Consider the following 26,847-nt stretch of genomic DNA (forward strand, 5'->3'; position numbering starts at 1 on the left):
ACCAGCCGCCAGGTTCCTGCAGAGCCGACCCGATCCGCCCTTACGAGTGACACCACATCACCTGACTTCCACCAGGCCCCTCCAGCCGTGCCCCGCGTCCGAGGCCACCGCGCCGTGTCACCGCACGTTCGGGTGATCCCATCCCCGCAACAACGATTCTGCGCCGCTCAGGGCCGGAGCATGATCGGCATGACTCGTCATCTGTGCCGAACCGCGCTCCTCACGGCCGTTTCGGCTCTCGCCGGACTTGCGCTCACCGCCGCCCCGGCCACCGCCACCGCGGCCGGCCCCCACACTCCCGCAAGCCAGGCACTGTCCCTTCGTGAACTCCCCGAACCGCCCGACGCGGCCCAGGCCCGCGAGCTCCTGGCTGGCCTGGTGGTGGCCGACGAGGACGACGTCCCCGGGTACTCCCGGGCGAAGTTCCCGCACTGGATCACCCAGTACGGCACCTGCGACACCCGCGAGGTCGTTCTCCAGCGCGACGGCCAGGACGTGGTCCAGGATGACCAGTGCCGGGCCATCAGCGGCACGTGGTTCTCGGAGTACGACGGCCGCACCATCGAGGCCGCTTCCGGGCTCGACATCGACCACGTCGTCCCCCTGAAGGAAGCCTGGCGCTCCGGGGCATCCGCGTGGTCGACGCCCGAGCGGCGCGCCTTCGCCAACGACCTGATTCATTCGCAGCTGATCGCGGTGTCGGCCAACAGCAACCGCGCGAAGGGTGACAAGGACCCCGGCAACTGGAAGCCGCCGCTGCAGTCGTACTGGTGCACCTACAGCCGCGCCTGGATCAGCGTGAAGGCCACCTACCGGCTCACCGCCAACCCCGCCGAGGCCGAAGCCCTGTCCGGGATGCTCGACACCTGCGACACCTGACCCCACACGGCGGCACCGACCGGGAACCCCGCCCGGCAGACCGCCGCAGTAGCGGACGATCCCGTCCGCGCCCGACCCGCCGAGGAGGAAGAGCCGGAAGCCCGCTCGGCCCCCTTCCTCCGCGGTGACCCCATCACCCCGCACCGTACCCATGACGGCGCCATGGGGTTGAACCGCACCGTGTGATCCGCTCTGCGGTGCGCCGCTGTCGTTCCGGCCCTTGCCGCGTTCGGTGGTCGGCGCTTGGGGAACTGACCCGGTCCTGGTGAACAGGTCGGGCCTGGCAGGTCGCACAGGTCCGGGCGTCGGTGCTCCGTGCGTTCGGCCGGTCGTGGGTGTGGCGCATCACTCCACAGCGGCTCGCGGAACGCATGGCGCGAAGCCCCGCCCGTCACGGGCCTGTGGCCAGCCTCGAGCCGCCCGGCCTTACCGATTAAACGCAGAGAGTAATGCCTTCGTCACTCCATCGTCTCCATGCCGTGTGAAGAGAGTGGTACGACAGTGGCCGACGTGATTGAGCCGCCGCGCCAACAGGTCGCCAGGTCCGACATGGACACGCTGCTCCTGCTGGCGCACGGCAGCATCGACCCCCAGGCACAGGAGACCACTCGCGCACTCGCCCGCGCGGTCGAGCCCTCCCTGTCGCGCCGGGTCGAGGTCGCGTACCTCCGGCACGCTCGCCCCACGGCGCGTCAGATACTGCACACCCTTGCCGAGACCGGACACGGTCGTGTCGTCGTCGTGCCGTTGCTGCTCACCTCTGCCTTTCACGCCCGGGTCGACCTGTCCATGGCGCTGTCCGATCCTCCAGCCCTGGTGCCGGTCGTGACACCGGTGCTGGGCAGTTCCTCGGACGTGCCCGACGCGCGCCTGGTCGCAGCGCTGCGTCGCCGTCTTGACGAGCTTGACGTCAGGTTCGACGCCCTGGTGGTGGCGGCTGCGGGCAGTAGCGACAGCGACGCGTGTCGGTCCGTGAGCGCCATGGCGTCCGCGTTGGGGGCGGACCTCGGGCTGCCGTGCCTGGCCGGATTCGCGTCGACCGTGTCACCGGCACTGGCGGAGGCGATCGAGCAACTGCGCCTCGCAGGAGCACGCCGGGTCGCGGTCGCGTCATATTGCATTGCACCCGGGAGGCTGTTTCGCCGGGCGGCCGACTTGTCGACCGCGGCCGGCGCGGTCGGCATCTCCGAGCCGCTGGGCAATGCGCCCGAACTCGTCGGGCTCATCCTGGAACGATTCCACGAAGCCTGCGACGCGAAGACAGGAACAGGAACGTCAACCGAACAACCCTGACCAAATTTTCGTACGCGCCAGTCCGCGCTGCCGAGAGGAACACCCACACCGCGAGATCTGGATCGCCGCAGCGTGCTCTCGCCCCAGTGGTACCCGCCACCGCCGGGGGCACCGCAGCCTGACTGGCGGGGACGGCGACGACTTCACCTCAGACCGGCCCGAGACCCCGGCCAGTGACCACCCGACGACAGTGCCCAGGCCCACCACCAAGGCGCTGCGGGTCGGTGGCGACCAGTACGCTGACTCCGGACGCCGATCCGGGTTTCTGGACACTGGAACAACTGGCGGTACCAGCTGCGTACCCACGCAAGAGCAACGTCAGCCGTGCCTTCGCCAGCCGCGGACTCGGTGCGTGCCTGCGGCGGTGGATGGTCTTGTGCAGGCACGGTCGGGTGCCCAGATTGTGCTCGGCAGTTGCTGGACGGACAACGCGGCACCGCTGGCGTATTACCTCCAGCAGGGCTGGGTGTACGTGAGAATGGTCAGCGTGGACGGGTCGGGTGTACTGCTCGAAGTACGCGCCGTCGCCCGGGACGACCTGCCCGTGATCCAGCCGAGGCTTGTCAACGGCAGGCTGGCAGAGTCCGAGGTGGAGTTCCCCGGCCTTCACGAGGCCCGGGACGGCCGGTCTGCTCCTCCCTTCCAGTCGGGTGCTGGTGCTCAGCTGGTGGTAATGAGGTTTTTCTCGAACGCGGCGATGTAGTTGGGTAGGTGGTGGTCCCTGATGGCGTCGGTCTCGGGGGCGAACAGGTCGGCCTCGACGCCCTTGACCCGGTCCTGCAGCGCTGCGATCAGCGGCATGGTCTGGTGGAGCCGGCCGGCCGCGTCGAAGTAGCGCAGCGTGTCAACGTGCGTGTAGGCGGGCTCGGGCGGCAGGTGCGGGACGATGTCGTTGTTGTTGACGAAGCGGTAGCAGCGGTCGGCGAACGCCTTGTTGTGCGCGGCGGCCAGGAGCCGTTCGCAGGTGCGGGGCTGGCCGAAAGTGTAGACACCGTCGGCGAGCAGTCGCGGCTGCTCGAAGTACAGGCGGGCCCCGGCCAGCATTGCCAGTGCCGCGCCGAGGCTGTGGCCTGTGAACCAGATGCTCTGCCCCTGGTCGCGGAATTCCACGATGGTGTCGCGGACCTGGGGGTAGACGGACTGCAGGGCCTGGTGGAATCCGTAGTGGACGAAGCCCTTGTTGCCTGGTCCGGGGACGGGCGGGGTGTCGACGTCGGTGAGCCAGTCGCGGATCTTGGCCACCTCGGTGCCGCGGAAGCCCGTGACGATCATTCGGTCGCTGGCCATGACGTAGGCCTGAGTGTCCTCGATCGGGAACGGCATCTTGTGCGTCGACTCGAAGTACCGCATCCGGTCGAATCCCCAGGCGTTTGCCTGGGCCTCGATGCCGTCCCGGTCCAGCGAGGCCAGCCCGGCCGCACGGCCCATCCAGTAGGCGTGCGGCAGGGAGTAACGGGTCGTCGCATGGTCCAGGGCGGGAATGGTCATCGGTGTCCTTCACGAGAGCCGGCTCCCCCTGCCAGCAACGTAGCCACGCGCTGAGCACAGAGGAACCGGACGCGCCCGTGACCACCCAGACGGGCGCAACCTCGATCGGCGCCGCGGGCATGAGGGCCTGAGGACCCCAGCTGAGTACCGGCCGGGGCTGCGGGAACAGCAAAGCAACCCGCAGCGCACGTCGTCCTCCGGGATCTCGACCACGCTCCTCCCGGCGGATGCGCTCGCATGGGATCCGTACAGCCGCTGTTCGCCTTCACCTACCCACTGGACCCCTTTCGGCGTGGACTGACCCGTACTCCGTCGAGATCACCCAGATCTTGAATCAGCCCTGGGTCAGAGACTGGTGGCTGCGTGGACCTGGTTGAGGTGGACGAGAACGTCGTAGGCCCGGGTGATAGCGAGGGTGGGGAGCGGGTCCTTCTTGAAGGACGAGCCGGCCTCGTAGGTGGGGCGGGGGGTGTCCAGCCAGGTGCGGCCTGCGACGGGCAGGGTGCGCAGGTCGAGGTAGTAGTCGCGGTGGTGCACCCGGTCGAGGGTGTACTCCTGCATGTCGGGGGTGGCCGCGGGGACGGTGACCTTGTTCCAGGGGCTGCCGAGGGTGGTCGCGGTGAGGAACGAGCCGCGGCCGAAGGTGAAGCCGATGGCGGCGTAGTCCCGGCCGAGGGCCTCGCGCAGGAAGGCGCCCTGGGTCGTGGGGTACATCACCGGGTCGGTGGCCAGGTAGCCCACGTGGCCGTTGTGCGCCGAGAGCAGCATCTTGTCGCCGGTGCGGCGGTGCCACCAGGCGGTGTTGTCTGCCATGACCCGGTCGCGGAGGTGCTCTGCGGCGGACACCGATGCCGGGTCGGACAGGTCGAGCGAGGTGAACGCGAAGGTCTGGGCGATGTTGCGGGCGTGCTGCTCGGCCCATTCATAGGCGTCGCCACCGGCCCCCTTGTGCGCGGTGACCAGGTCGAACGCCTGCTGGGCGGTGGTGGCATCGAGGCGACGTTCCGCGACGGGCCTGCGCAGGTAGGCGAAGACGTTGTCGAGGGGGCGCAGGCCCGCGTAAAGCTCCTCGAGGCGTGCGACGTCCTGGGCTCGGCTCGTGCGGACGTATGAGAGCACCCGGTCGAAGGCAGCGTTGCCGAGCTTGGGCGCCCCGACGTCGTTTCCCATGAAGTGGACCTTCCGGTCGGGGTGGCGGTCGTTGTAGCGCCGCATCCAGGCGATGAGGCTGACGAACTCCTCGCGCTCCCAGGGTGATCCGGTCAGTGTCTCCCTGGCGATCCGCCGGGCGTCGCCGGGGCCGCCTTGCAGGTACTCGTCGATCCGCAGGCCCGCCGTCCAGCTCATCTCCAGGGCGAAGGTGGTGAAGCCCTTCTCCTCGACGAGGTGGCTGAAGACGCGTTGCTTCATGGCGAAGAACTCGTGCGAGCCGTGCGTGGCCTCGCCCAGTCCGACCACCTTGGCGTCGCCGATCATGGCGTTCAGCGCCCGTAGGTCGGTGGTGTTGCCGCCGGGTTCCGTCGAGCGCAGGGGCTGGGCGACGCTCTCCAGCGCGCGGAGCGCTTCGGCCTGCTGGCCTTTCGTCCCCGTGGCGGCGGGTGTGTTGGTCGCGGCGGAGGCCGTGGGGGCCAGCAGGGCCGTGGCCGCGAGCCCGGCCGTCGCGGCGAGCAGCCTTCGTCGGCCGATGGCCTGGTGGTGTGCGGTCATGCTGAACTCCTCAGCTCGTTCTTGTTCCCTCGGCGGTGAAACGATCATGGCCTGGGGTGGGAGCGGGCCGCACTGGGGGCTTCCTCCGGGTTTGACCAGGGGATATCCCCCCTTGCTATCAGTGAGGGCTATCTGGCTGGAGCGGTTCAGGAGCCGCGGGCGCTCAGGCAAGCAGGGACAGGGCGAGGTCTCCGCCGCGCAGTTGCCTGGCGCTCCGGGGCCTCGGGCTGGACGACGCCCGAGCGGCGCGCCCTCGCCAACGACCTGACGCACTCGCAGCTGATCGCGGTGTCGTACAGCAGCAACCGGGAGAAGGGCGACAAGGACCCCGGCAACTGGCGCCCGTCGCTGCAGTCGTACTGGTGCGCCTACAGCCGCGCCTGGATCAGCGTGAAGGCCACCTATCAGCTCACTGCCAACCCCGCCGGGGTCAACGCCCTGTCCGAGATGTGCTGCGACTTCTTCCCGACTTGCCCCACGGTCCAGCGCCTGGCGTACCGCTACGGCGGTGAAGTCGTCGAGCTCGCGCCGCAGCGCGACGGCATGGCGCAGTGGTTCCAGCAGCCATGTCGGCACGGGGAGCGAGGAAGACTGGGCGACCATGCGGGCCCGGCTGGCCAGTGCCTGGCCGATGCGCTCCGCGTCCTGGGAGAACCATGTCGGCGTCGGCTCTGCGTTCCGCCGGGTGCTGCGGACGCCTTGCCTGACTGGGAGTTAGGGGCAGACGGCTTCGAATCGAAGTCGGTTTTCGCTGTGCTGGGATTGCATCCGAGGAGGGACGCGATGAGAAGGGCGACGGCGATCGGGGCGAGGCGACGTGGTCACAGCGATACGGATGTTCGGCCGAGAGGGCCACCCGATCCCGCTGGGGGCAGGCGTTCGCCGAGTACGGGCGCATCGCCAAGACCTTGCACCTGCTCACCGTCGTCGACCCGGTCGACGACACCTATCGCCGCCAGATGCACAAGCCGCTCGCCGTCCAGGAGTCCCGCCACAAGCTCGCCCGCGACATCTGCCACGGCAAGAAGGGCACCATCCGCCAGGCTTACCGGGACGGAATGGAAGATCGACTAGGGTCACTGGGACTGGTTCTGAACGCGGTAGTTCTGTGGACGACACGCTACATCGACGCCGCCGTCGCCCAGCTGCGCGCCGAGGGCTACGACATCAGGGACGAGGACATCGCCCGGCTGTCCCCGCTCAAGCACAAGAATCTGAACTGCCTGGGCCGCTACAGCTTCACCGCCTCCCGCCCCGTCGATGACCTGCGGTCCCTGCGCGACCCGGACGCCGTCGACCTCGACGATGACGACGGAGAGGAGGAGTGAGCCGGGTGCCGTCCGCACCCGCAGCGGCACCGAGGACCTCGGCGCAGGGGTTCGCTGGTGAGGCTGGGGCCTTGTCGCCGGATTCGGGTCCGATCCTTCACGGAATGCGGAACAGGAATCACGTCAGGAGGGAGCCAGGGTGTGTCCCGTAGATCAAGGTGAGGTTGACGGTGCCCTGGTAGATACGTTCTCGCTTGCGTCTGCCGACACACTGCGGGATAGGCCGGATCGCTTGCTGAGGAGCGTCAACGCGGTGATCAAGGCGAGAGTGGCGAAGACGCCAGCTGCCCCAAACGCGGCATGCTGCCCGGTGGTGAGTGCGAGCGGTGTCGGACCACCGATCGCGGACGTGCGGGCGGCGGCGACGCTGGTGCAGATGGCGGTGCCGAGGGCGGTGCCGACGGCGAAGGAGGTGTCGGCGAGGCCGGCGGCCAGGCCTGAGTCCTTTTCGGTGACGCCGGTCAGCGCGGCGATCTGTGCGCATACCGTGACGGCGCCCATTCCCGCCCCGAACAAGAACAGGGCCGCCGGCAGAAGACTCATCGGGCCACCGGCCGGTATGCGGGTGAGCAGCAGGCAGCCACAACCGAGCAGGACGGTCCCGGCGGCTGCTACCCGCCCCAGGCTGAGCCTGCGCACGATCCGTTGGCTCAGCAGTGCGCCTGCGGCCGCGGTGACGGTCATCATCGCGGCCGCCAGCCCGAACTGCGCCGCCGGCCAGCCGAGCACCTGCTGCACGAAAGAGGTGAGGGTGACGAGCATGCCGTCGACGGTCATGCCGGCGATGAGCAGGAGAAGGTTGCCGCCGATCAGCATGCGCGAGCGCAGCGACCGAAAGGAAACGAGCGGGGCCACCGATCGCTTCTCTATCAGGATGAACATCCAGACCAGCACGGCCACGACGGCCAGTAGCCCGATGCTCTGTCCATTCGCCCACCCGGATGTCGACACCCGGGTGATCACGTATACGAGCAGAACGAGTGCTGGGGCGATGGTCAGCGCACCGGGGATATCGAAGGAACGAGAGCGTGCTCGGTCCCGGCTTTCGCGCAGCATGGCGGGGGCGAGCACCAGCACGAGGGTCCCGACCGGGACGTTGACCCAGAACACCCACTGCCAGCCGAAGACATCGGTGATGATGCCGCCCAGTAGTAGACCGGCGGTGGCGCCGAACCCGCCGAGGCCGCCCCAGATACCGAGCGCCTTGTTCCGCTCGATCCCTTCGGGGAAAGTGTTCATGACCATCGACAATGCGGCCGGAGCGATGATCGCGGCCGAGATGCCCTGCACCGCCCGGGCGGCCACCAGGGCCTGGATGGATGGAGCGAGCCCGCACGCCAGCGAGGCCACGACCCGCAGCACCATCCCGGCGATGAACACACGCCGACGGCCCAGCAGATCCGCAGCGCGGCCGCATAACAACAGCAGCCCGCTGAAGGCCAGCGCGTAGGCCGTCACGGTCCATTGGATGGCAGGACCGTGCAGGCGAAGGTGGCCTTCGATCGCGGGCAGAGCGGCGAGCAGGCTGGTGCCGTCCAGAATCGTCATGAAGAACGCCGTGCCCAGCAGCGCCAGCACCTGCCAACGGCGGGTCCGCGAAAGGTTGCTCGTGGTCATTACTGTTGCTCGATGCTTCGCGGCAGTTCGGCGGCGAGCGCGTCAAGCCACTTGCCGGTGCCCTGCTCCCGCCAGCTTGGTTCTTCGCGGCCGTCGAGGAAGGTGCCCTGCTCGGTGAGGAGCAGCCGGGTGCCACCACCCTCGGGGAGGAACTCCACCGTCGTCAGCGACACTGTCGCAAGGTCTTGCCCCTCGGACAGAGTGGAGGTGTAGACGATCCGCTCGTCCTGGACGATGTCGCGGTACCAGGACTCGAAAGTCAGCACCGGCCCACCGCCAGAGCGGCCGCGGTTGATCTCCCGCCCACCGACGCGGAAATCAAGCTCGTGCTCGGCGTCGAGGCCGGCGAACCAGCGGGCCTTTGCTTCGGGGGCGGCCCACGCGGCGAACACTGTGGCCGGTGAGGCCGCGTAGAGGCGTTCGAGGGTGAACGTGGCATGCGTGACCACGTGATCGGTCATTGTGTGCTCCCTTGATCGGGGCTGTCGCAGTGTTCGGTTAGGTAGTCGCCGAGGCGATCGAGGCGGTGTTCCCAGGCAGTGCGCTGCGCAGCGATCCAGTCCTCGGCCATTCGCAGCACACCCGGCTCGATGTAGCAGGTGCGTACCCTTCCGGCTTTCTCAGACCGGACCAGTCCGCACGCCTCCAGTACCTGTAGGTGCTGCATCACCGCTGGCAGCGACATGGCCAGCGGCCGGGCCAGCTCACTGACCGAGGCAGGCCCGCGGATCAGCCGCTCAACGATGTCCCGGCGAGTCGCGTCCGCCAGCGCTTGGAACACCCGGTCCAACGAACCAGCTTGGTTAAGCATGTGCCTAACTATTCGATGCTGGCAGCAAATAGTCAAGCATTTGGTTAACTTTACTTCGGTCGGGGGTGCGCCGTTCCCTCACATACGTCTCGTCCGGGAGGCGTCCTGCCGGGGGATCATCCGGCGGGACGCCTCCCGGCCGAGGTCGGTGTCGCTGTCAACAGCTGTTCGCGGATGCCTTGTTCGAGGTGGTGACCGCATCTGGACCGGTGGAATGTTGCGGTGCCGCGGAGCCTTCCGCGGGCTGGGACCTCGCCAGCCACAGGCCGGTGAACACGGCGGTGGCCAAGGTGACGGCGCCGGCAGCGAGGAAGGCGCTGTTGAGGCCGGTCTCGAAGGAGGCGCCGCCGGATTGCCGGGTGCGGACGACGGCTCCGAGTACCGCTACGCCGAGTACCGCGCCGAGCTGCCGGGTGGTGCTGCTGATGCCTGATGCGAGTCCGCCTTCCTGCGGGCTGACTGCTTGGATGGCGGCTCCTGTGAGTGGGGACATGGTCAGGGCGAAGCCGATGCCGACGACTCCCAGCCGCCACCACACGTTCCCGTAGCCGGTGTCGGCGTGCACCATGCCGAGTGCCAGCAGTCCCAGGCCGGCCAGGGCCAGGCCGGTGGTGACCACGATGCGGAAGCCGTGCCGGGCGGCGAGCCGGCCCGCGTACGGGCTGACGATCACCATGGCGAGGGACACCGGCAGGGTCTGCAGGCCGGCGCGCAGGATCGAGCTGCCCTGGACGTACACGAAGAACTGGGAGAAGAAGAACGACGAACCCATGAGGGCGAACCCCACCACGACCATGGTGGTGTTGGACACGGTGAACAGGCGCTGCCGGAACACCCGCAGCGGCAGCATCGGAGCGGAACGACGCGCTTCGACGGCGACGAAGGCGGCGAGGAGGATCACCGCGGCGGCGAAGCTGCCAAGGATCACCGGCGACGTCCAGCCGCGGGCACCACCCTCGATCAGCCCGTAGGTCAGCACCCCCACCCCCAGAACGGACAGCACTGTCCCCGGGACATCGATCGCGGGGGCGCTCGGATTGCGGGACTCGCCGAGGTGGCTCAGGCCGACCAGCAGCAGGACCACGCCGATGGGCAGATTGACCAGGAAGATGGCGGGCCAGCCGAAGGCTTCTGTCAGCACGCCGCCGGCCACGGGGCCTGCGGCGAGACCGATTCCGCTGAATCCGGCCCACAGCCCGATCGCCTTGATCCGTTCTTGCGGCACGGGATGGGCGGCGACGAGCAGGGCCAGCGAGGCAGGGCTCAGCGCCGCGGCCCCGATGCCCTGCAGCACCCGGCCGGCGACCAGCCAGCCGAGCGAGGGCGCGAGGGTGCACAGCACCGACGCGGCGGTGAACACCGCCACGCCGGTCAGGTACACCCGCTTGCGGCCGAACCGATCGGCGAAGACACCGCCGGACAGCAGCAGCATGGCGACCAGCAATACGTACGCGTCGACGATCCACTGCAGACCGGTCAGCTGAGTGTGCAGCCGGTGCTGCATATCGGGCAGCGCCGCTCCAACAATCGTGTTGTCGAGCAGGACCATGAATTGGCCCAGGCAGGTCACCGTGAGCAGTACGGCCCGGTTGGATCGACTGCCTACAGCCGCAGGCGATGCCGCCATGGGGATTCCTCTCAATCGTTGGTTGCGCCCGGCCATGGCCGGGCGCGGGTGGCGATACACCTGAGCGCCCTAAAGCAGCCAGCGGCTGCGTTAGGAGACTGTAAGGAGGGTCGCTCGCAAACGCAAGTCATTACTGCGTTAAGGTGGGGGCATGAATGAGCGACAGCGAGCCCGGCGGCCCGGCGGGCGCAGCGCCCGCGTCGGCGCGGAGGTGCACCAGGCCGTCACCGACCTGATCAGCGAGCGCGGTTACGGCCACTTCACCATCAGCGAGGTTGCAGCCCGCGCGGGCGTAGCCGACAGCAGCATCTACCGCCGGTGGGGCAACCTGGAAACCCTGCTCACCGACGTGGCGCTCACCCGCCTCAACGCGCGGTCGCCGATGCCTGACACCGGGAGCCTGGCCGGCGACCTGCGCACCTACGCGTCCCAAGTGGCCCGAGAGATCACCGGGCCCGACGGTCTGGCGCTGGTGCGCCTGGCCGTCGCCCTGTCGAGCAACGGTCAGCAGGGCCTGCAGGCGGGTGAGGACCTCCGTGCCGAACGCACCCGGCAACTGCAGTCCATGCTCGATCGCGCCCGGGAACGTGGCGAACACGCACCCGACGCGTTCGGCGTGCTGGACCACATCCTGGCCCCGATGTACATCCGCGTCCTGTTCGGCATGGAGCTCACCCCCGACTACGTCGACGGGCTGGTCGACCGAATGCTGTGACCTCGGCCCGGTCCCCGGGATCAGCCCTCGGACGCGGTGCCAGGGCTCCGTGAGGTGGACCGGTCTTGTCCTGCTGATCGGGCAGAAAGGGCTCTGCCCGATCAGCAAGCCGGCGTTGATCGCCGGAGCCGGGTACGAACCGGACAGCCCGCGTGAGTGGATGAACTGGTTCGCGGCCTCGAAGAAGATGCTCCACGAGCATCACTTCACATACCGGCGAGACGGCGGTGCCGACGTCCGCCCGAACGCCCGCGGGCAGGTACAGCCGCGCGTACCCGGTTCTCATGGTGCTCGGGGTCAAGAGCCACCCGGGGTGGGAAAACCATTCGGTCAGCGGTTGGTCTACGAGGCGCCGTCAAGGACCTGGCGCAGTCGATGCGCGAACTCGTCCGGCTTCCCCGGATATCCGAACTCTCCGTCGCAGAACCCGCCGTGATGGCTCGGGAACTGGGTCACCCGCTGTCCGAGCAGTTCGGCGGTTGCGACGGAGGTGCGTCCGGTCTGCACGCCTTCGGACTCCTCGCCCACAGCGATCACGATGCGGGTCGGCGCAGCGGCGATCGCGTCGGCATCCGGCCGATAGCTGCTGATCGCCCATGACCGGTCGGACAGCAGCGGATCGTCCCGTGAGCCGTCATCCTGCGTGGGCATCCCGAACGTGGCGGGATCGGCCTCCGGCTGTGCGAAGTACGCGTCGGTGAACTCTCCCTCCCACGAGGTCATGGCCACGAACGCAGCCATCCCGGCACCCCGTCCGCGCTTCTCGTAGGCCTCCCGGACTCCGGCCCGCGCCCGCACGGCCGCCGGGCCGTCCGGCGTGAGGGTGATGAGCGGCGGCTCGTGCGCGACCAGGGTGGTCACGTCTGCGGGATACTTCGCCACGACCGCGAGCGCGGTGATCGCTCCGCCACTGCTGGCGAACATCTCGACCGGCCCGGCCCCGATGGCCTCGATGACGGCGTGCACGTCGTCGGCCTGGGTCTGCGGCGTGTGGTCGCACCGTCCGTCCTTACGGGTGCTGCGACCGAGCCCGCGCGGGTCATAGGTGGCAACGGTCCGCTCGGGGAAGCGCGCGGCGAGCGCGGCGAAGCCAGTAGCGTCCATGGGCTGCCCGATCATGAACAACGGCGGGCGTCCATCCGTGGTCGGCAGCGCTCCGCGAACGTCATAGACGAGGTCCGCGCCGGCTGTCTCGAGTGTGTGAGTCTCCATACCTGTGCAGACCGGCCCCGTCCCGGAAACTCATAGGGCAGGGCTGTCGGGAGATCTGGTGCCGCGGAGGCTGGCGAACCGGGCGCGTTCATCGGCTTTGTCGCTGATCTTGTGACGCTCCGGGTCCTATCAGGACCAGGTTCTATGGCCTCCACTCCTCCCGGTAATTGGAGTGCTCGGCGTACGACTGTGCGAGCACACGAAGGGCATGTCCGAGACCGGCGAAGCGCATGTCGGACGGATCCATTGCCTCGTAATCCCGGGCCAGCATGTCGACGAGGTCGAGCATCGGCAGGTGGCTGTCGAGAAGGGCGTCGGCCCCGAAGCGGTAGGCCACATCGGCATAGGCATGGTTGTCCGCCTCATAGCGGGCGTGAAGGAACTTCAGGAGGTCGTCCATGAAGAGATCATTGCCCACCTTCGGCGATGCAGGGGAGGACCCTTGCCCACCTCAGGGCCGGAGGAGAATGCGAGTGCGGAGGAGATCGAGCTTGGCCCGGCCGTGGCCTGTGCGTTTGATCAGCTTCACTCTCGTGACCTGGCCTTCGACCTGACCGGAGATCCAGGTGCTCGACAGGCCAGCGACGGCCGCGTCCCGGTCGTGGAGGAGGCCGTCGGCGAACTGCCGCAGGGCGGGTAGGTCGTGCTGTCCGACCTGTTCGATCCATTCGTGGAGGTCTTCGCCGCGATGCTCGTGCATGAGCACGGCGAAGGTTCGGACGTGGCCGACGGCGGCGTCGAGTTCGGGGCAGGCCGCCCGGATCTCCTTCAGACCTACGGCTTCGTTGGCACGAAGGCGCTCGGGGCGGGTCATGATCCAGCGCAGGGCTCTCCTGGGTTTCGTCGCGTACGTGGACGCCTTCGGCGCGCATCTCGGCGATGATCTGCTGCATGTAGACGGTGTTCCACAGGATGACGATGTTGAGCATCAGTCCCAGTGCCCCGAGCTGGTCTTCCTGACCTTCTCTGTAGGACTGCCGGAGCTCGCCCTTCTGGCCGTGGAAGATCTTCCGGGCGAGGTTGTGGCGGGACTCCTGCCGGTTGAGCTGGGTGTTGATGCGCCGCCGCAGCAACTCGTCGGTGCAGTAGGAGGACAGGTAGGCGCTGCGGTCGAGGCGGCCGATCTCCATGACGGCCTTGCCGGTGGGGGTGGGCTTGCCGCCGGGGGCGAGCACGCGCAGGACCTCGGAGGCTTCACCGGCCTGCCGGAACTGATCCTGCCCACCACAGCAGCGGGAGCCGGTCACGTATGGCACCAGTACACCGTCCGCATCGGCGCCACCCTCGGCGACCGTGACATCTTCGACCACCACCTGCAACAGGCCGGAACCGGCACCAGCGTCCACTACCCCGTCCCGCTCCACCGCTCACCCGCCTACGCCACCGCAGCGCACCTCCCGCACACCGACACCGCCTCTGAGCAGGTGCTGTCTCTGCCGGTCCACCCGGGCTGACCACGGCCCAGATCCAGGCCATCGCCCACGCCGTGACCGCACTGGCCCCGGCCCCGGAGCGCGCCGCATGAAACTGAGGCTGCGAGCCAGCCTGATAGGGCTGGGGCGGATGGGCCGTCACCACGCCCGGGTCCTGCGGTCCCAGAACGGCACGGAACTGGTCGGCGCACTTGATCCGCACGGCGACCCCTACTGGGCTGCCGACGGGATCCCTCTGGTCGCAGACCTGGACGCACTGCTGCAACTCGATCTCGACTACGCGGTGCTGGCCTGCCCCACACTGCTGCACGAACCACAGGGCACCGCCCTCGCCACTGCCGGCATCCCTACCCTCATCGAGAAACCGCTCGCGGGCGACCCCGCCTCGGCCGGACGCCTCGCAGAGGCGTTCCACACCGCCGAAGTCCCAGCCGCCGTCGGATACATCGAACGCTTCAATCCCGCCCTGATCGCACTGCGCCAACGGCTGGAGGCCGGACAGCTCGGAGACGTGTTCTCCATCGCCACCCGCCGAACCGGCCCCTACCCCGTACGGATCACCGACGTCGGCGTGATCCACGACCTCGCCACCCACGACCTCGACCTCACCGCATGTATCACCGGCACCCGCTACGCCTCGGTCGCCGCCCGCACCGCCCACCGAAGCGGCCGGTCGGCCTCCGCGAGCTTGTCCCGTAGATCCTGCAGATCGGCGGAGTGGGGACTTGTGACGCGCAGGGCGGTCCGGTGCAGCTTGCGTACTGTGTCCCGGGCGGCCGAGGTCAGCTCAGTGCCTGTCTCTCGGTTGCCGTCGTCAATGAGCTGCTCGACGAACTCCGCGGGTGGGACCATGGCGCCGCTGAAGTACCGAGAAATCGTCGAGCGGTCCCAGGGAACTGACGGAGTAACGGCCGAGGGACACGCCCAATCGCTGAGCCAGCTCGCGTAGCGCGAGGGCGAGCGCGTAGCGGTCAGGCCCGATCTGCGTCCCGTCGATGTCCTTTTGGAAGACCATCGTGCGTGGTCCGCGCGGAACCAGCTCCCCTTGAGTCATTCGTTCCCCTCCGTTGGATTCCCTGCCTTGTTGCGCGAGGCCGCACCGGTGTGCGCGTGCCGCAACACACAGGTGCCTTCCATGATCGGGTGCAGCCGCACTGAACCGACTCAGGGGGAACCTCATGACTACGACGACCGCGCTTCTCGTCCTAATTCTGATTCTGCTCACCGCGCTGCTGGGTGGCGCCCTGTTCTACCTCGTCCACAGCCGCCCGAGCCTGGCAGTCCCCGTCACCGTCGCCTTGGCGGGCATGACCTTGGTGGTGACCTGCGCGGTCGGCATCATCGCCCGGTGACGTTAGTACAAGGGTCTTGGCACGTTCAGCGGAGCTGACTGAGTGACTTCACATGCGCACGGTGAAGCTGGCGGCGTTGTGGGGGTCGAGCACAGCCCGCCGCCAGGTGGCGCGAGGTAACGCTCGGGGGTAGATCCGTTGCCATGAAGTCTTCATTGCAGTTCTATGGAGGCATGCCGTTGCCCGTACGCGTGATAGCTCCCGGTCGCCTTGCGACGCTGCGGGAGCAGGCCGGGCTGTCGAAGGCAGAACTTGCGCGACGGATGGGGGTATCGACGCGCATGGTGTTTTTCTACGAGAGGGGTCGGCACACGCCGACCCCGCAGCGGTTGCAGAAGATGGCTACGGCGCTGCACTGCGATGCGGAGGAGCTCACTGGGGTTCGCCGTGGGGATGAAGGGCTCGTCGACCTGCGGTTCGGGTCTGGTCTGACGCTCGATCAGGCGGTGGAGCTGCTGCGCCGGACGGCCGTCGGACGCGATCTATGTCTGTCAGCCCCGAGGCTCTCGGCCTTGGAGCAGGGGCGTCCCGTGCTGGGCCGGAATTGGCGTGATCGCGACGTGGTGGGACGGCTTCCTGCCGCGCTGGCCAGGATCTATGGCGTGCCCGTACGCATGGTCGTGGATGCCTGGATGCGTACCCGTCCTGATGAGCCGGCGCCGGTGCGCCCGAAGGGCCGGGCTCAGGAAGGGGCGAGCGGCTCAGCCAACGCTGCCTGGGAGTCGTTGAACGAGCGGCAGCGGGTCTACCTCGGAGAGGTCTTGCGGGACGAGCGCATGACGGAGACGGAGATGTGGATGCGCCGGACGCATCATCTGCCCGTGCCCCGCCCTGCAGAGTGGCGCAAGCTTCCTCTGGCTCTTCGTGCACCAGCGGATGTCGTGGGTTACACGCGGTTGCAGGAACGGTTGCGGCGTAATGGAGTTCACGACCCTGGAGTCGGTGCGACAGTGCACGCCTTGGAACGCCGCGGGCTGCTGGTGACCAGCACTGACGTGGTGCAACATCCGGCAGCTGGCGAGGTGACCAGGGTTCGGGTGGAGATGACAAGGCGGGGCAGGGCCGCCGCCCGCGCCGGACTGGGTAAGCCCGCAGAGCAGCAGTCGGACATGCCTCTGCTGTCCGAGTGGCTGTGGGGGGTCATGGCCCGGGTGGCAGGTGCAGGCCCGGACGGGCTGGACCGGGACGCACTGTCTGGCCGGGCTCCGTTCTACCTGGGCGTCGGGTACAAGAACAGGTCCGCAGGGCGGCCGAGCCGGGGATTCATCGACGAGGTGCCGGTGCTCGCGGACGGCGGGAGTCACGTCGCTGGCTACCGGTGGAAGCTGACCCCGGTGGGCTTGCGACACGCAGCTGAGTACCTGGACGAGTACCGCCGACGCTATCCGCGAGTCGATACCACAGGTATCACGACGCTCGCTGACGAATCCTCATAATCCCTCTGTTCCATACGAAGCCACGACGAATTGTCAGTGGTGACTCTTACCCTCTGGGTTCATGAAGAACGCGACGAACAACGATGTTCGGTCGGTCGACGAGCTATGGGTGAAGTCTCTGGTGGCACGCTCGGTGCTGCGTGCTGCCAATGCGATGACGGCCCCCGACAAGTCGCCCTCCAACCGTCTCGGGGTCTTGATGGAGTGTCACGGCGAGCTGCTCACCGCGCGGGGCCCAGGCAGCTACCTGTCCTTTGCCGACTTTCGACGCCAAGTGTGTGGTGACCCTTCCCAGCTCCTGCCCGAAGGCGTCCCTGGGTGGGACGTCGACGAACTATGCGTGGTCGATACCGACGGGCACGTCACCGAGGACGCCTTCGACATCGCCGCGGAGCAGCGCCTGGTGCTCCGCATCCTGCAAAAGGGAGGCCGAGGCGCTGGCCTGCTCAGCGGGCAGGACGTGGACGACGAGGTCGCGCAAGAAACGGCCTTCGCCCAGCTGTGCAAGGCGGGCAATCAGAAAGTTTATGAGAGCGGACGTACCGATCTGATCCGTTACCCGGCGGGCCCGGTGAGCGAGCTGAGCGAGCTGCGGCTGCCTCCGCTGGTCGCGGACCTGTACAAGGACATCCCCTACGCCTCGAGGTACCGGGGCTGGTGGTTCGCGTGCCCCGTGTGCCGGTGGCCGATGCGCATCGCTCTGCGCCGCGAGGCGGGGCAGCCGGTCGGCGTGGTCGACTGCTGGCACGAGCCGCACCAGGAGATGGGCGCCACCTACCGCTTCCGGCCTGTTGAGGGGATCGTGCCGCCCGAACTACTGCCGGGACCGCCCCCGCCACCTCCGGACGACCGGGAAGCAGTGCTCTGGCCTGACCTGGAGTACGTTCCGGAGGCAAAGCCCATTGAGGGACACAAGGCTCTGGTACGGGGAGTGTGGCGGTACACCTGCATCCCCGGGCTGCCGGAGCTGGCACTGCGGGACCGGCTGGTCGACCGCGGCCTCAAGGTGGATCTCTGGCCTGCCCTGGACGCCTACGACCTGTGCGTGCACGTCGGGCGTAAGCGGACGAGGAAGAAGGAGCAACTGCGTGTCGACGTGAAGGACTACACCTCGGGCACCGCGCTTGCGCAGCTGATCCACGCGCAGGAAGGCGACAGCGGGGGAGCGGAGTGGCTGGTCGTTCCAGACCACCGCGCTACTCAGGTGCACCTGCTGTCCGGAGTGGGGAAGAGGTATGGGCTGAACGTAGCAACGGCGTCCGAGTTCGGCGCGATGGTCTGCGAGCGTTCGGGGGTGGCCTGGACGTGAGCGAGCCTTCCGTGGAACAGACGGCGCTGTGCGCCTCCCTCGCACTGGCCGCCCACTACTTCCCCGAGGCGTCTGAGGACAGCGATGCACCCGCTGCCCCCTTCCGGGAGGCGGCCTTCCTGCTGTCCGGGCAATTCCGGGCCTGGGACCGGTGGCCGGAGCTGACGAGCGAAGAACGCCGACGCATCGTCGACGTGTACCGCAACGCCCCCGGCAAGTTCGGCGACCTACGGCACTTCACCCCCGCCGCCCGGGCACTGCTCACGGATCTTGGTGACGAGGACCCTGGTGAGCCCCAGAAGCTGCTCACATTTGAACCGGCGGGCGGAGACCCGCTCACCGCCGAGGCAGCCATCCCGCGGGTCGGCGGCGACCTGCTGGCCTACGTTGACCGACAGATCGCCCGGTACCGGCGGCCCAGCGCGCGGCCGAAGCCCCCCGAGTTCGCCGGCCCCGGATTCTGGAAGACGGGGGAGATCAGCGTTCAGGGCGTCGGCCAGGTGCACGGTCAGCTGACGATCCCCACCTACCCCGGCTTCACCGAGGCATTCGGCCACGACCGCCTGCCGCACATTGCCACTGCGCCCCCGCTGGACAACCCCCGCATCCCTACCGAGGACCTGCTCGAACTGGCTGCGCAGATCGAGAGCGGTGAGCCGGAGGAGAAGCGCTACCTGCACGCGGTCCTCAAGGGTCTGTTCTCTGTCCTGCAGACGTCCGACTCCATCAGCCCACAGGAAGCGTTGCGGATGACGGCCGGCGGGCTAGAAATCTTCCACGCGCCGACGGGCACGGGCAAGAGCGTCTTGGTGCGGGTCCTGGCCGCATGGTTCGCCCAGCAGGGCCACCGGGTGGCCATCGTGTTGCCCGACATCAAGGCGTGCCTGGCCATCACCCGCAAGATCCGGTCCGACCTGCACGTCTTGCAGGGCCTCGGCGTCATCAAGCACGAGACCGGCTGCGCGCACCTGATGTCGTCATCAGGCATGCACGACCGCGCGCACAAGCTGGCCCGCCTCATTGACGAGGACCCGCAGGCACCCGGAGAGTGGGGCGAGAGCGGTGAACGGGACGTGGACCCGCTCTCCTATGGGTGCGCCCAGCGACCACTGCTGGAGTCCAACGCCGAATATCCCCCCGGCCGTGAGCCTTGCTTGTCCTTGTACCGGCAGAACTTGGGTGCGTCGACCTGCCCCTGGATTCCCACCTGCGGCAAGTTCGCTCCCGTATACGAAGCCTGTTCGGCGCACGTGGTTGTGACAAATCACTTCGCCTTCCTCCAGGGCAACCTGCGCATCGGCGTGAACCTTGACGGGCGCCCCGTCCAGGGGGTGAGCGTTGCCGAATTCGCATTGCGCACCTGCCACGCCGTCCTCGTCGACGAGGTCGACCAGTTCCAGTCGAGGGCGGTGGACCGATGCGCCGGCGAGGTCGTCCTGCACTCGCGCAGGCACTGGACGGCAGCCCCGCAGGAGATGGACACGGACGCGAAGCGGCTGCCGATCTCGGCGGAGGCCAGCCTGCTGCCGTCGGTTGGACAGGTACGGCTGATGGCGGAGTTCCTTCTGCTCGCCGTATGCAAAAACGCGCTGCGTCTGGACGTCAGAGACGACGAGCGCGCGGGGAACCGTGTGCCGGACCGCACGGGGCTGCGCTGGCACCTTGCCCGTGGCTGTGACCGGCAGTTGATCCATCTGCTCTGGCCGGACCTGGCCACCTCCGGGGAGGAAGACCTTCCAGCTGACCTCGCTCGGCGCCTCCAGGACCTCATGCCTGCCCGCTACCTGCAGTCACGCGCCACGGAGAGCGATTCGACGGAGGTGGGGTGGGACGAGGTGCGCCGCGCTCTGGAGGCGCTGGTGGCCCCGCGCGGCCAACAACTGCTCGACGCCGTGAAGCTCGATCTGCACCGGCTGTTGGAGTCACGGGTTAAGGACCCGTACCAGCGTGCCCAGGCGGTCAACTTGCTCGTTACTCGGGCGACCATGACTGAGCTGGATGAAGCGCTCTCCGAACTGCGTACCTGCGTGCGGCACTACCGCCCCTCCGGGCTTCGCTCCGCGCAGCGGATTGCCGAGACGCTCAGCCCGAGCGCTGTCTCGGCCGTCCTCCCACTTGGCCTCTTGGGGCGCTCGATCACGGGTTACCGGGTAACTGGTCTGGAGAAGCGGGAGAGCGATGCCGAGCTTGTTGCGCAGAGCATCGCGGGCGACCCGCACACCTTCACCGCCGAGCTAGGCGGTCTTGTCTCGCTGTGCCTGGCCGGGGTGGAGCGTCCCGTCATGGGCCTTTCCGCCACGGCGTACTTCCCCCAGGCGGTACGTGAGCACGTCCACGCGCCCGTGCGCTGGTGGATGACCGATGCTCAGGCCCGCTCGATCCGCGCTCGACGCCACCGTATCGAGTACGGCGAGGGACACCCCATGTACGGCGAGCCGATCAAGATTTCGGGCCAGCACCCCAGCCGCAAGAAGGGCGCCTTGATCGAGCTCGGCACGGAGCTGTACGACCAGTACATCCACCGGGAGCTGGAGCGACAGCGTGCCAAGGACAAGGACCGCGCACATGTATTGGTCGTGGCTAACTCGTACCAGCAGTGTGCCTGGCTGGCGCGAGGCATCGCGCAGGCCGGCACCTACCGCGAAGGACTCTGCGTGGCCGTGCGGGACGGCGACCGGCACAGCCCGGACCCCGACCTACCCCGGGAGAACATTGCCACTCGCCTCACGGCCGAGCAGTTCGAGGACTTCCCGCAATACGGCAACGTCCTGGTCGTTCCCTTGGCGCTGATCGCCCGCGGTCTAAACATTGTCGTCGGGATCCGCTCCGCCGTGCGCTCGGTCTACCTCTGTGTCCGCCCCCTGGCGCTGTTCGCCGAACCTGCGGAGATGTACGCCAGCGTCAACGCCGCCGGGCTGCACGCACTCCCAGAGGGCGGCAGCGCCAACCCAGACGACGCGTTGGAGAAGGCACGCACCGCCGCATGGCAGAAGCTCGAACTGATCTTGCGTGCGACGCCTCAGTTCACCTCCATGCCCAAGTCGCTCCAGGAGGAGGTCGTCGCGGGTGTCGTCGTCGATCTGATCCAGCTGGCCGGACGGGCCCGCCGAGGCGGTACCGAGGCCGTCCTGCACCTGGTCGACTATGCCTTCCACGAGGACACCTGGAGCTCGGATCTGGAAACCGTCCTGCGCCGCATTCACGAGCAGTGGCCTCCGGTGGTGAAGCGACAGATGAACGACCTGTACGGGGAAGCCCTCAACGCCTTCCTCTCCTACGCGGGCATCGACCCGACCTTCACCCCCTGAAAAGAGGAGAGACGAGTGAGCGACCAAAACCTCGAGCCGGGCAAGTACCTGCACACACTGGCCTACCGCGGCACTCCCGCTCTGGTGGGGGACGCCATGGTTCATGTGCGCTGGCTGGACGCGGAGACGGCCAAGCTGTGGGGCACCTTCACCAATCAGTGCAGGAAGCGCTTCGGCAAGGAGGAGGCCCAGGCGCCGTACACCATCGCCACGACCGTGCTCCAGGTGATCACCGGCGGGTATGTGTACTTCGAGCCCAAGGGCGCAGCGCCGTTCCTGGTGTCACGGCAGCCGATCAACAGCGATCTGCTGTGCAAAGCCTTCACCCTGACGTACGGCCTCGCCCTCGGCGAGCAGGTCGAGATGATCGACTTGAGGAAGCCGCCCGAGCTCGCAGCACGGATCGCGAGGGCTCCTGAGCGGGAATTCGCCCTGAAGGAGCACCTGGCAGGGACTAAGGAAACCCAGCCGGATTCCCCGAACTGGCTCTACAAGAGCGTGGGTTGGGGGCTGGCGGAGCGTCTCGCAGCCGTTCCCTTCCAGCTCTCCAACGGTCGAGTGATCGCACTGCGTCCCGATATCACTGGCGGCCTAGTCGCGCTGGACGACCCCTGGGAGAACGAGAGCGGCGGTCGCTACGCCGTGTGCCGCACGGCGGTGCGCCTTAAGACCCTCCCGAATGTGCAACACCCTGTGCTGCTCTTGGACGCGCGCGTCTCCCGCATCTCGTCCTCGCTGATCTACAGCTCCACTGCACTTGCCGTCCAGCCCGGTGAGGGACGCCCGATCCTGGAGGTAAAGCTCAACGGGCGGGGCGGAATGAAGACGATCCCCCGGCAGACCCTGCAAGCACTCGGCCGACTGGAGATGGACTACTCGATTCTGCAGTCCATCGCCAAGCGTTCCGAGCGCGAGCAGAAACTGCGCGAGCGGGCCAGGGCCTTCAAGGAGAAGCTGCAGCTCCCCCGCGAACACCCTGGCCAGGTCTGGCCCATCCCCGCAAAGAACTACCAACATCCGATCGGAACCGGCGTCGGCATGCACCACCTACGGCTCCTGCGCGCCCACGCAGACGCCATCTTCGGTGATGACTCAGAGCGCCTGTCCATGCGCCAGACCGCGATGACGCTGCCGCGACGCCCTACCGACCCTGAGAAAGTCTCGGCCCAGGAGTACAAGCGTCGTAAGGAGGAACGCGAGCGGACCGGCAGCAAGGAGCCACTGCGCGCGCGGGGCAGTCTCTTCCCGTCAGCGGAGTCGCTTTCTGTCTCCGTCGACGAGGCCGGCTTCAAGAAGCTCCGCATCGCATGCCTCTGGTACCGCGACGAGACTCGGCAGCGCATGCTGCAGACGTTTTGTAACGCGTTCGGACTCAGCCCTGTCGGCCTTGATACCAAGGAAGGCGTCGAGATTGACCTCTACCAGGGGCGGATCACAGCTGTCTTCCATTACGTGCCGGACTTCCTGCGGCCAGGTCGCGGGCGCGACCGGGCGGAAGCCTTGGGAGCTGTGAGCGCCTCACTCAGGTCCCGCGACGGAGTTTTGGGCGGCGCTTGGTGCGAGACTGAACTTCCGCACGCTGAAGATTTCCCTGGCGTCGAGGCTCGCGACCTGGACGATCTGGACGCAAAACCGCAGACGAAGTCTGTGCTGGCTCGACTCGACGTCCCGTCGCAGTACCTGAAAGGCCGCGGGAAGGAAGGTGTCATTGAGCCCACTGGCGAGGACCACCCAGCACAGATGGCTCTGCTCGACCTGTACCGCTCGCTCGGTGTCACCGACGAACGGATCTCCAATGCCCTTCAGAGCGCAACCGGATTCCCCGTCGACCGGCTGGCCCACGTCGGCGTGCACGTGCGACAGCAGAACCGCCGCTTTGGAGAGAAGGGCGAGCCCAAGACCGTCATTACGGCCACCGCGCTGGTTCCGCCACAGTCCTCGCAGGGAGCATGGTCTCTGCTCGGCTGGAGCTCTACCGCCCCGGTATGGCGGCCGTACCGTTCGGCGCAGAACGCCTTCCACACCCAGCCCTATCCCGAACCCTCCGCGGACACGACGAGCTATCGGCAGAAGTGGGACGGCGCCGCCGACATGGTGGAACGCGCCCTTGGCGACCTCGCCGACGAGCTGGACGGCATGCAGTACACAGTCACCGTGGACGCGCAGTCCGCGCGACGGATGTGGGACAGTCTGCAGAATATGCGCCTAGGCGACCAGCCGGGACAGACAGGCGGTGACGGCGTCCGGAGCCGGTACCAGCTTCCCGGGGCGCGGCTCGGCGGGGACGCACCACTGGCCGTCATCCGTCTCAACACGGAAGATGAGGAGGTTCCCCAGCCTGTCAGCGTCACCCACCTGGGCAAGAAGGACGGCGCCGAACCCGTTGAGAAGGACACCTCGACGCTGCTCTTCGAAGTCGACACGGACTTTGGGACGCCGGCGTGGCTGCTGTGTAACGTGCCGCGTGCTTACGACGGCAGCGGCGCAGGCCGCCTGGGATCCAAGCGAACCCGATGGGAAGCGGAGAAATCCGTGCAGTCAGAGGACCGATCGAAGCGCCGCAAAGGCGAGATGCCGCAGAACTTCTACGCCATGACCGCCACCGAGATCCTCCCCATCGGGGGACCGTCCGACGAGGCACGTGAGGCACTGGCGGCCATGACCGCCCGCCTGTGCCACCAGACCCTCTTCTGGTCCGACCGCGCCCGTTACCCAGTGCCGCTGCATGCGGCACGGCAAATGGACCTCGACCACCCGCAGTACCGGCGTGAGGTGGCTAATGCGGAGCCGGGAAGCGGGGACGGAGGCGAAGAAGCAGAAACAACCGAGTAGAGGAGCCACGCAGCTGGTTTCGCAATCACGGGGCGACGGGATCAGCAGACCTGGCTCAATGGACCCATGGAGATGGGTGAGCACTGGCCCTACCGAGCGAGGCCAAAGGAGCTAGGCGGCCCGGTTCGTCGGGTCGAGGTCGTACGAGTAGGCGGTCGTGGCAGGGCTGACTGGCTCCACGTGCGGTTCCTAAACGGCGACGACGCCGGACTGCAGGAGTGGGTCGACGCGACGTCCCTCGTAGCTCGCTGGGAGGACGTCGAGGCGTTCCGTGCGGACGACGCGAGCGAGCTTGCTCTGGCCGAGGCGTCGCGTCACGCGCGGGAGAGTGCCGACTTCGAGGCTGCACGGTTGATCCTCGGGTTCGTCCGCCCGAAGAGCAAACTGCGGCTGCGGCGCAGTGTCGCGGACGCAGGGATCCTGGAGATGGGCAGTCTCGACGGCAGCGCTCCCCTTGTCGGCATGGATCCCGCGGAGCTGCGAGGCGATCCGATGGTCTACGATGACCGCCACGGCAGGTGTCTGGCCGGGTGGCGGGACTGCTGCATGATCGGGTGACAGCGGGGTTTATGCAGCCAGAGCTGCGGGTGGGGTCATGATGGTCTCGTACTCGACGGGGGTCAATCGGGCCAGGCGTCTCTGACGCCGGCGTCGATGGTAGGTGCGTTCGATCCAGGTAACGATCGCGATCCGCGGTTCCTGGCGGGTGGCCCAGGTACGGCGGTCGAGGACGTTCTTCTGCAGCAGCGCGAAGAAGCTCTCCATGGCCGCGTTGTCGCCGGCCGCACCGACCCGGCCCATGGAGCCGACCAGGTGGTGACGTGCGAGAACGGACACGAACTTCCGTGAGCGGAAATGCGACCCGCGATCGGAATGCACGATGCAGCCGACGACCTGGCCGCGGCGGGCGACGGCGGATTCAAGGGCTCTCACCGCGAGGCTGGACTGCATCCGGGCGTCGATGGAATAGCCCACGATGCGTCCGGAGTACACGTCCTTGACCGCGCACAGATACAACTTGCCCTCGCCGGTGGGGTGCTCGGTGATGTCCGTGAGCCACAGCCGGTTCGGCCCGTCGGCGGTGAAGTCGTGCCGCACCCGGTCATCGTGGACCGGAGGGCCGGCCTTGGCGTTCTTGCCCCGGCCCCTGCGCTTGCCGAAGGCACTCCACCAGCCGTTGTCCCTGCAGATCCGCCAGGCGGTCCGCTCGGCCATCGGCTCACCGGCCGTGCGGGCCTCGTCGAGGAGGAAGCGGTGGCCGAACTCGGGGTCGTCGCGGTGCGCGTCGAGCAGGGCGTTGGCCCTGTATGCCCCGGCGAGCTCGGAAACGGTGACCGGTGAGGCCAGCCACCGGTAGTAGGGCTGGCGGGCCAGCCCGAGCACCCGGCACGTCACCGCCACCGGCACCCGGTGAGGGGCGTCGGCGGCGGCCAGCTCGCGGACGAGCGGGTACATCATTTTGAGGGCAGGTTCGCCTGCGACAGATACGCCGCGGCCCTTCTGAGCACCTCGTTCTCCTGTTCCAGCAGCCGGATTCGCTTGCGGGCCTCGCGCAGCTCGGCCGACTCACCCGACGCTGTCGCGGGCCTGCCGCCCTCGTCGGTGTTGGCACGGCGCAGCCACTTCGACAGCGTGATCGGGTGGACGCCGAAGTCGGCGGCGATTTGTTCCAGCGTGACGCCGGGCTCGCGGTTGCGCGCGACACGTACGACGTCCTCGCGGAACTCCTTCGGATACGGCTTGGGCACTGCGACATCCTTCCAGGCCGCTTCTCAGCAAGCCAGGTCAGGTGTCACCCAACCCTGCAGCAGTCCCGGCCGATCACCGAGCGCATTGCACGCCCTGTGGCCGGCCGTCTCGCCGAGGACATCCTTCCGGAGGTGGACCGCAGGCAGCAGGCCATCGATCAGGAGCGCACGCAGTCCTCCTGGTACTCCTACAGCCGCCGGGACGACCGCAAGCTGGACGCGGAAGCGGCCGTCCTGCGGACCGTCCGGGAGTGGTGGGCCAGGACAAGGCCGAGCGCTACGACGAGCTGGTCGCCCTGCGCGAGGAGGTCGCCCGGCTCGGGAAGCTTGTGGAGAATTCGGTGAAGGCCCTACGTGACCGTGGGCACGGCGTCATCGCCTCCACCATTGAGCGCGACCTTGGGGTCCATATCTCCAGCCTTGGTTCAGACGTTCGTCGCTGAAGCCGCGCCACCGCTCCGGCTCCGGCTTGGGCGGTTCAGCCTCCGCCTTGGGTTCTTCCTGCTTCGGAGGCTTCTCTTTTTCCGGCCGCTGCGGGTGCCAGCCGTCGAGGAAAGGCCGTAGCTGGTCACCCGTGGGTTCCGCGTGGAGGTGTGGCCAGTCAGGCTCCGGCCGGCCACGGTCGGGTCGAGCCGGTCAGCCTCCACCTTCCCCCACGCTGACCACTTGCGAAGCTGCTCGGCCTCGTGGGCGTCGTCCGAGGTGGAGGCGGCCTCGTCGAGCGCGGCGCAGAAGGCCCGCATCTCTCCTGC

General features: G+C 67.8%; 22 protein-coding genes and 3 pseudogenes. 14 read left to right on the plus strand and 11 right to left on the minus strand.

Going from position 1 to position 26,847, the window contains the following annotated elements; genetic code table 11:
- Window positions 1-189 precede the first annotated feature (189 nt).
- From ACWCPY_RS33955 to ACWCPY_RS33965, 3 genes are all read left to right on the plus strand, one after another.
- Complete coding sequence (locus tag ACWCPY_RS33955; RefSeq protein ID WP_451271527.1) at window positions 190-879, plus strand: HNH endonuclease family protein; 690 nt, start codon at window positions 190-192, stop codon at window positions 877-879.
- A 501-nt stretch (window positions 880-1,380) separates the two neighbouring features.
- Entirely contained in the window at window positions 1,381-2,172 is a 792-nt protein-coding gene (locus ACWCPY_RS33960) for a sirohydrochlorin chelatase (protein ID WP_451271529.1), read from the plus strand.
- 352 nt (window positions 2,173-2,524) lie between these two features.
- Window positions 2,525-2,875: a hypothetical protein gene (locus ACWCPY_RS33965; RefSeq protein WP_451271531.1), complete on the plus strand. Its 351-nt coding sequence runs from the start codon at window positions 2,525-2,527 to the stop codon at window positions 2,873-2,875.
- Here the strand turns inward: ACWCPY_RS33965 and ACWCPY_RS33970 are convergent.
- Together ACWCPY_RS33970 and ACWCPY_RS33975 are read right to left on the minus strand one after the other, a co-directional pair.
- A complete protein-coding gene (locus ACWCPY_RS33970; RefSeq protein WP_451271533.1) occupies window positions 2,833-3,660 on the minus strand; it encodes a lipase family protein in 828 nt (275 codons plus the stop codon). The two genes, ACWCPY_RS33965 and ACWCPY_RS33970, sit on opposite strands and share 43 nt — an antisense overlap.
- Before the next feature lie 345 nt (window positions 3,661-4,005).
- Window positions 4,006-5,367, minus strand: a complete 1,362-nt coding sequence (locus ACWCPY_RS33975; RefSeq protein WP_451271535.1) for an erythromycin esterase family protein — start codon at window positions 5,365-5,367, stop codon at window positions 4,006-4,008.
- Between the two features lie 829 nt (window positions 5,368-6,196).
- Between ACWCPY_RS33975 and ACWCPY_RS33980 the strand changes: the two are divergent.
- Window positions 6,197-6,695, plus strand: a pseudogene (locus ACWCPY_RS33980) (Tn3 family transposase); the annotation flags it as partial.
- Between the two features lie 153 nt (window positions 6,696-6,848).
- Here ACWCPY_RS33980 and ACWCPY_RS33985 read toward each other — a convergent pair.
- The 4 genes from ACWCPY_RS33985 to ACWCPY_RS34000 all read right to left on the minus strand — a co-directional run bounded on the left by ACWCPY_RS33985 (window position 6,849) and on the right by ACWCPY_RS34000 (window position 10,750).
- Complete coding sequence (locus ACWCPY_RS33985; protein WP_451271537.1) at window positions 6,849-8,312, minus strand: MFS transporter; 1,464 nt, start codon at window positions 8,310-8,312, stop codon at window positions 6,849-6,851.
- Window positions 8,312-8,773 (minus strand): SRPBCC family protein, encoded by a 462-nt coding sequence (locus ACWCPY_RS33990; RefSeq protein ID WP_451271539.1) that lies wholly within the window; start codon window positions 8,771-8,773, stop codon window positions 8,312-8,314. The genes ACWCPY_RS33985 and ACWCPY_RS33990 overlap by 1 nt, the downstream gene beginning before the upstream one ends.
- Window positions 8,770-9,123, minus strand: coding sequence for an ArsR/SmtB family transcription factor (locus ACWCPY_RS33995; RefSeq protein WP_389794772.1), 354 nt, complete (start codon window positions 9,121-9,123; stop codon window positions 8,770-8,772). The genes ACWCPY_RS33990 and ACWCPY_RS33995 overlap by 4 nt, the downstream gene beginning before the upstream one ends.
- Before the next feature lie 157 nt (window positions 9,124-9,280).
- Window positions 9,281-10,750, minus strand: coding sequence for an MFS transporter (locus ACWCPY_RS34000; RefSeq protein WP_451271542.1), 1,470 nt, complete (start codon window positions 10,748-10,750; stop codon window positions 9,281-9,283).
- Window positions 10,751-10,901: 151 nt separating this feature from the next.
- On the opposite strand from ACWCPY_RS34000, the gene ACWCPY_RS34005 reads away from it, so the two are divergent.
- A complete protein-coding gene (locus ACWCPY_RS34005; RefSeq protein ID WP_451271544.1) occupies window positions 10,902-11,465 on the plus strand; it encodes a TetR/AcrR family transcriptional regulator in 564 nt (187 codons plus the stop codon).
- A 342-nt stretch (window positions 11,466-11,807) separates the two neighbouring features.
- On the opposite strand, the gene ACWCPY_RS34010 is transcribed toward ACWCPY_RS34005, so the two are convergent.
- The 4 genes and pseudogenes from ACWCPY_RS34010 to ACWCPY_RS34025 all read right to left on the minus strand — a co-directional run.
- Window positions 11,808-12,677 (minus strand): alpha/beta fold hydrolase, encoded by an 870-nt coding sequence (locus ACWCPY_RS34010; RefSeq protein WP_451271546.1) that lies wholly within the window; start codon window positions 12,675-12,677, stop codon window positions 11,808-11,810.
- A gap of 142 nt (window positions 12,678-12,819) precedes the next feature.
- Window positions 12,820-13,077 carry a DUF6221 family protein gene (locus tag ACWCPY_RS34015; RefSeq protein WP_451271548.1) on the minus strand — a complete coding sequence of 86 codons (258 nt, stop codon included), beginning with the start codon at window positions 13,075-13,077 and terminating at the stop codon, window positions 12,820-12,822.
- Between the two features lie 51 nt (window positions 13,078-13,128).
- On the minus strand, window positions 13,129-13,491 hold the full coding sequence (locus ACWCPY_RS34020; RefSeq protein ID WP_451271550.1) for a transposase: 363 nt from the start codon (window positions 13,489-13,491) through the stop codon (window positions 13,129-13,131).
- 82 nt (window positions 13,492-13,573) lie between these two features.
- A pseudogene (locus ACWCPY_RS34025) lies at window positions 13,574-13,990 on the minus strand (Tn3 family transposase); the annotation flags it as partial.
- Between ACWCPY_RS34025 and ACWCPY_RS34030 the strand changes: the two are divergent.
- From ACWCPY_RS34030 to ACWCPY_RS34065, 8 genes are all read left to right on the plus strand, one after another.
- A complete protein-coding gene (locus ACWCPY_RS34030) occupies window positions 13,880-14,131 on the plus strand; it encodes a DegT/DnrJ/EryC1/StrS family aminotransferase (RefSeq protein WP_451271587.1) in 252 nt (83 codons plus the stop codon). The pseudogene ACWCPY_RS34025 and the gene ACWCPY_RS34030 sit on opposite strands and share 111 nt — an antisense overlap.
- A 67-nt stretch (window positions 14,132-14,198) precedes the next feature.
- The gene (locus ACWCPY_RS34035) at window positions 14,199-15,059 is read left to right on the plus strand and encodes a Gfo/Idh/MocA family protein (RefSeq protein ID WP_451271552.1); all 861 of its coding nucleotides are present in this window, start codon (window positions 14,199-14,201) and stop codon (window positions 15,057-15,059) included.
- Window positions 15,060-15,288: 229 nt separating this feature from the next.
- Entirely contained in the window at window positions 15,289-15,462 is a 174-nt protein-coding gene (locus ACWCPY_RS34040; protein ID WP_451271554.1) for a hypothetical protein, read from the plus strand.
- Between the two features lie 143 nt (window positions 15,463-15,605).
- Window positions 15,606-16,898, plus strand: a complete 1,293-nt coding sequence (locus ACWCPY_RS34045; RefSeq protein WP_451271556.1) for a helix-turn-helix domain-containing protein — start codon at window positions 15,606-15,608, stop codon at window positions 16,896-16,898.
- Window positions 16,899-16,959: 61 nt separating this feature from the next.
- Entirely contained in the window at window positions 16,960-18,207 is a 1,248-nt protein-coding gene (locus tag ACWCPY_RS34050) for a restriction endonuclease-related protein (RefSeq protein ID WP_451271558.1), read from the plus strand.
- 11 nt (window positions 18,208-18,218) lie between these two features.
- Window positions 18,219-21,515, plus strand: a complete 3,297-nt coding sequence (locus ACWCPY_RS34055) for a hypothetical protein (protein WP_451271560.1) — start codon at window positions 18,219-18,221, stop codon at window positions 21,513-21,515.
- A 15-nt stretch (window positions 21,516-21,530) separates the two neighbouring features.
- Window positions 21,531-24,347, plus strand: a complete 2,817-nt coding sequence (locus tag ACWCPY_RS34060) for an RNaseH domain-containing protein (protein ID WP_451271562.1) — start codon at window positions 21,531-21,533, stop codon at window positions 24,345-24,347.
- Window positions 24,348-24,413: 66 nt separating this feature from the next.
- Window positions 24,414-24,905, plus strand: coding sequence for a hypothetical protein (locus tag ACWCPY_RS34065; RefSeq protein ID WP_451271564.1), 492 nt, complete (start codon window positions 24,414-24,416; stop codon window positions 24,903-24,905).
- Between the two features lie 9 nt (window positions 24,906-24,914).
- Here ACWCPY_RS34065 and ACWCPY_RS34070 read toward each other — a convergent pair.
- Window positions 24,915-26,095, minus strand: a protein-coding gene (locus ACWCPY_RS34070) for an IS3 family transposase (RefSeq protein WP_451271566.1) whose coding sequence is annotated in 2 segments (ribosomal slippage) — window positions 24,915-25,808 and window positions 25,811-26,095 — 1,179 coding nt in all. Because the reading frame shifts where the segments join, the coding sequence is not laid out codon by codon here.
- Window positions 26,096-26,164: 69 nt separating this feature from the next.
- Here ACWCPY_RS34070 and ACWCPY_RS34075 point away from each other — a divergent pair.
- Window positions 26,165-26,538 (plus strand): annotated as a pseudogene (locus tag ACWCPY_RS34075) (PE-PGRS family protein); the annotation flags it as partial.
- Between the last annotated feature and the right edge of the window lie 309 nt (window positions 26,539-26,847).

It is taken from the genome of Streptomyces sp. NPDC002403, assembly GCF_053593015.1.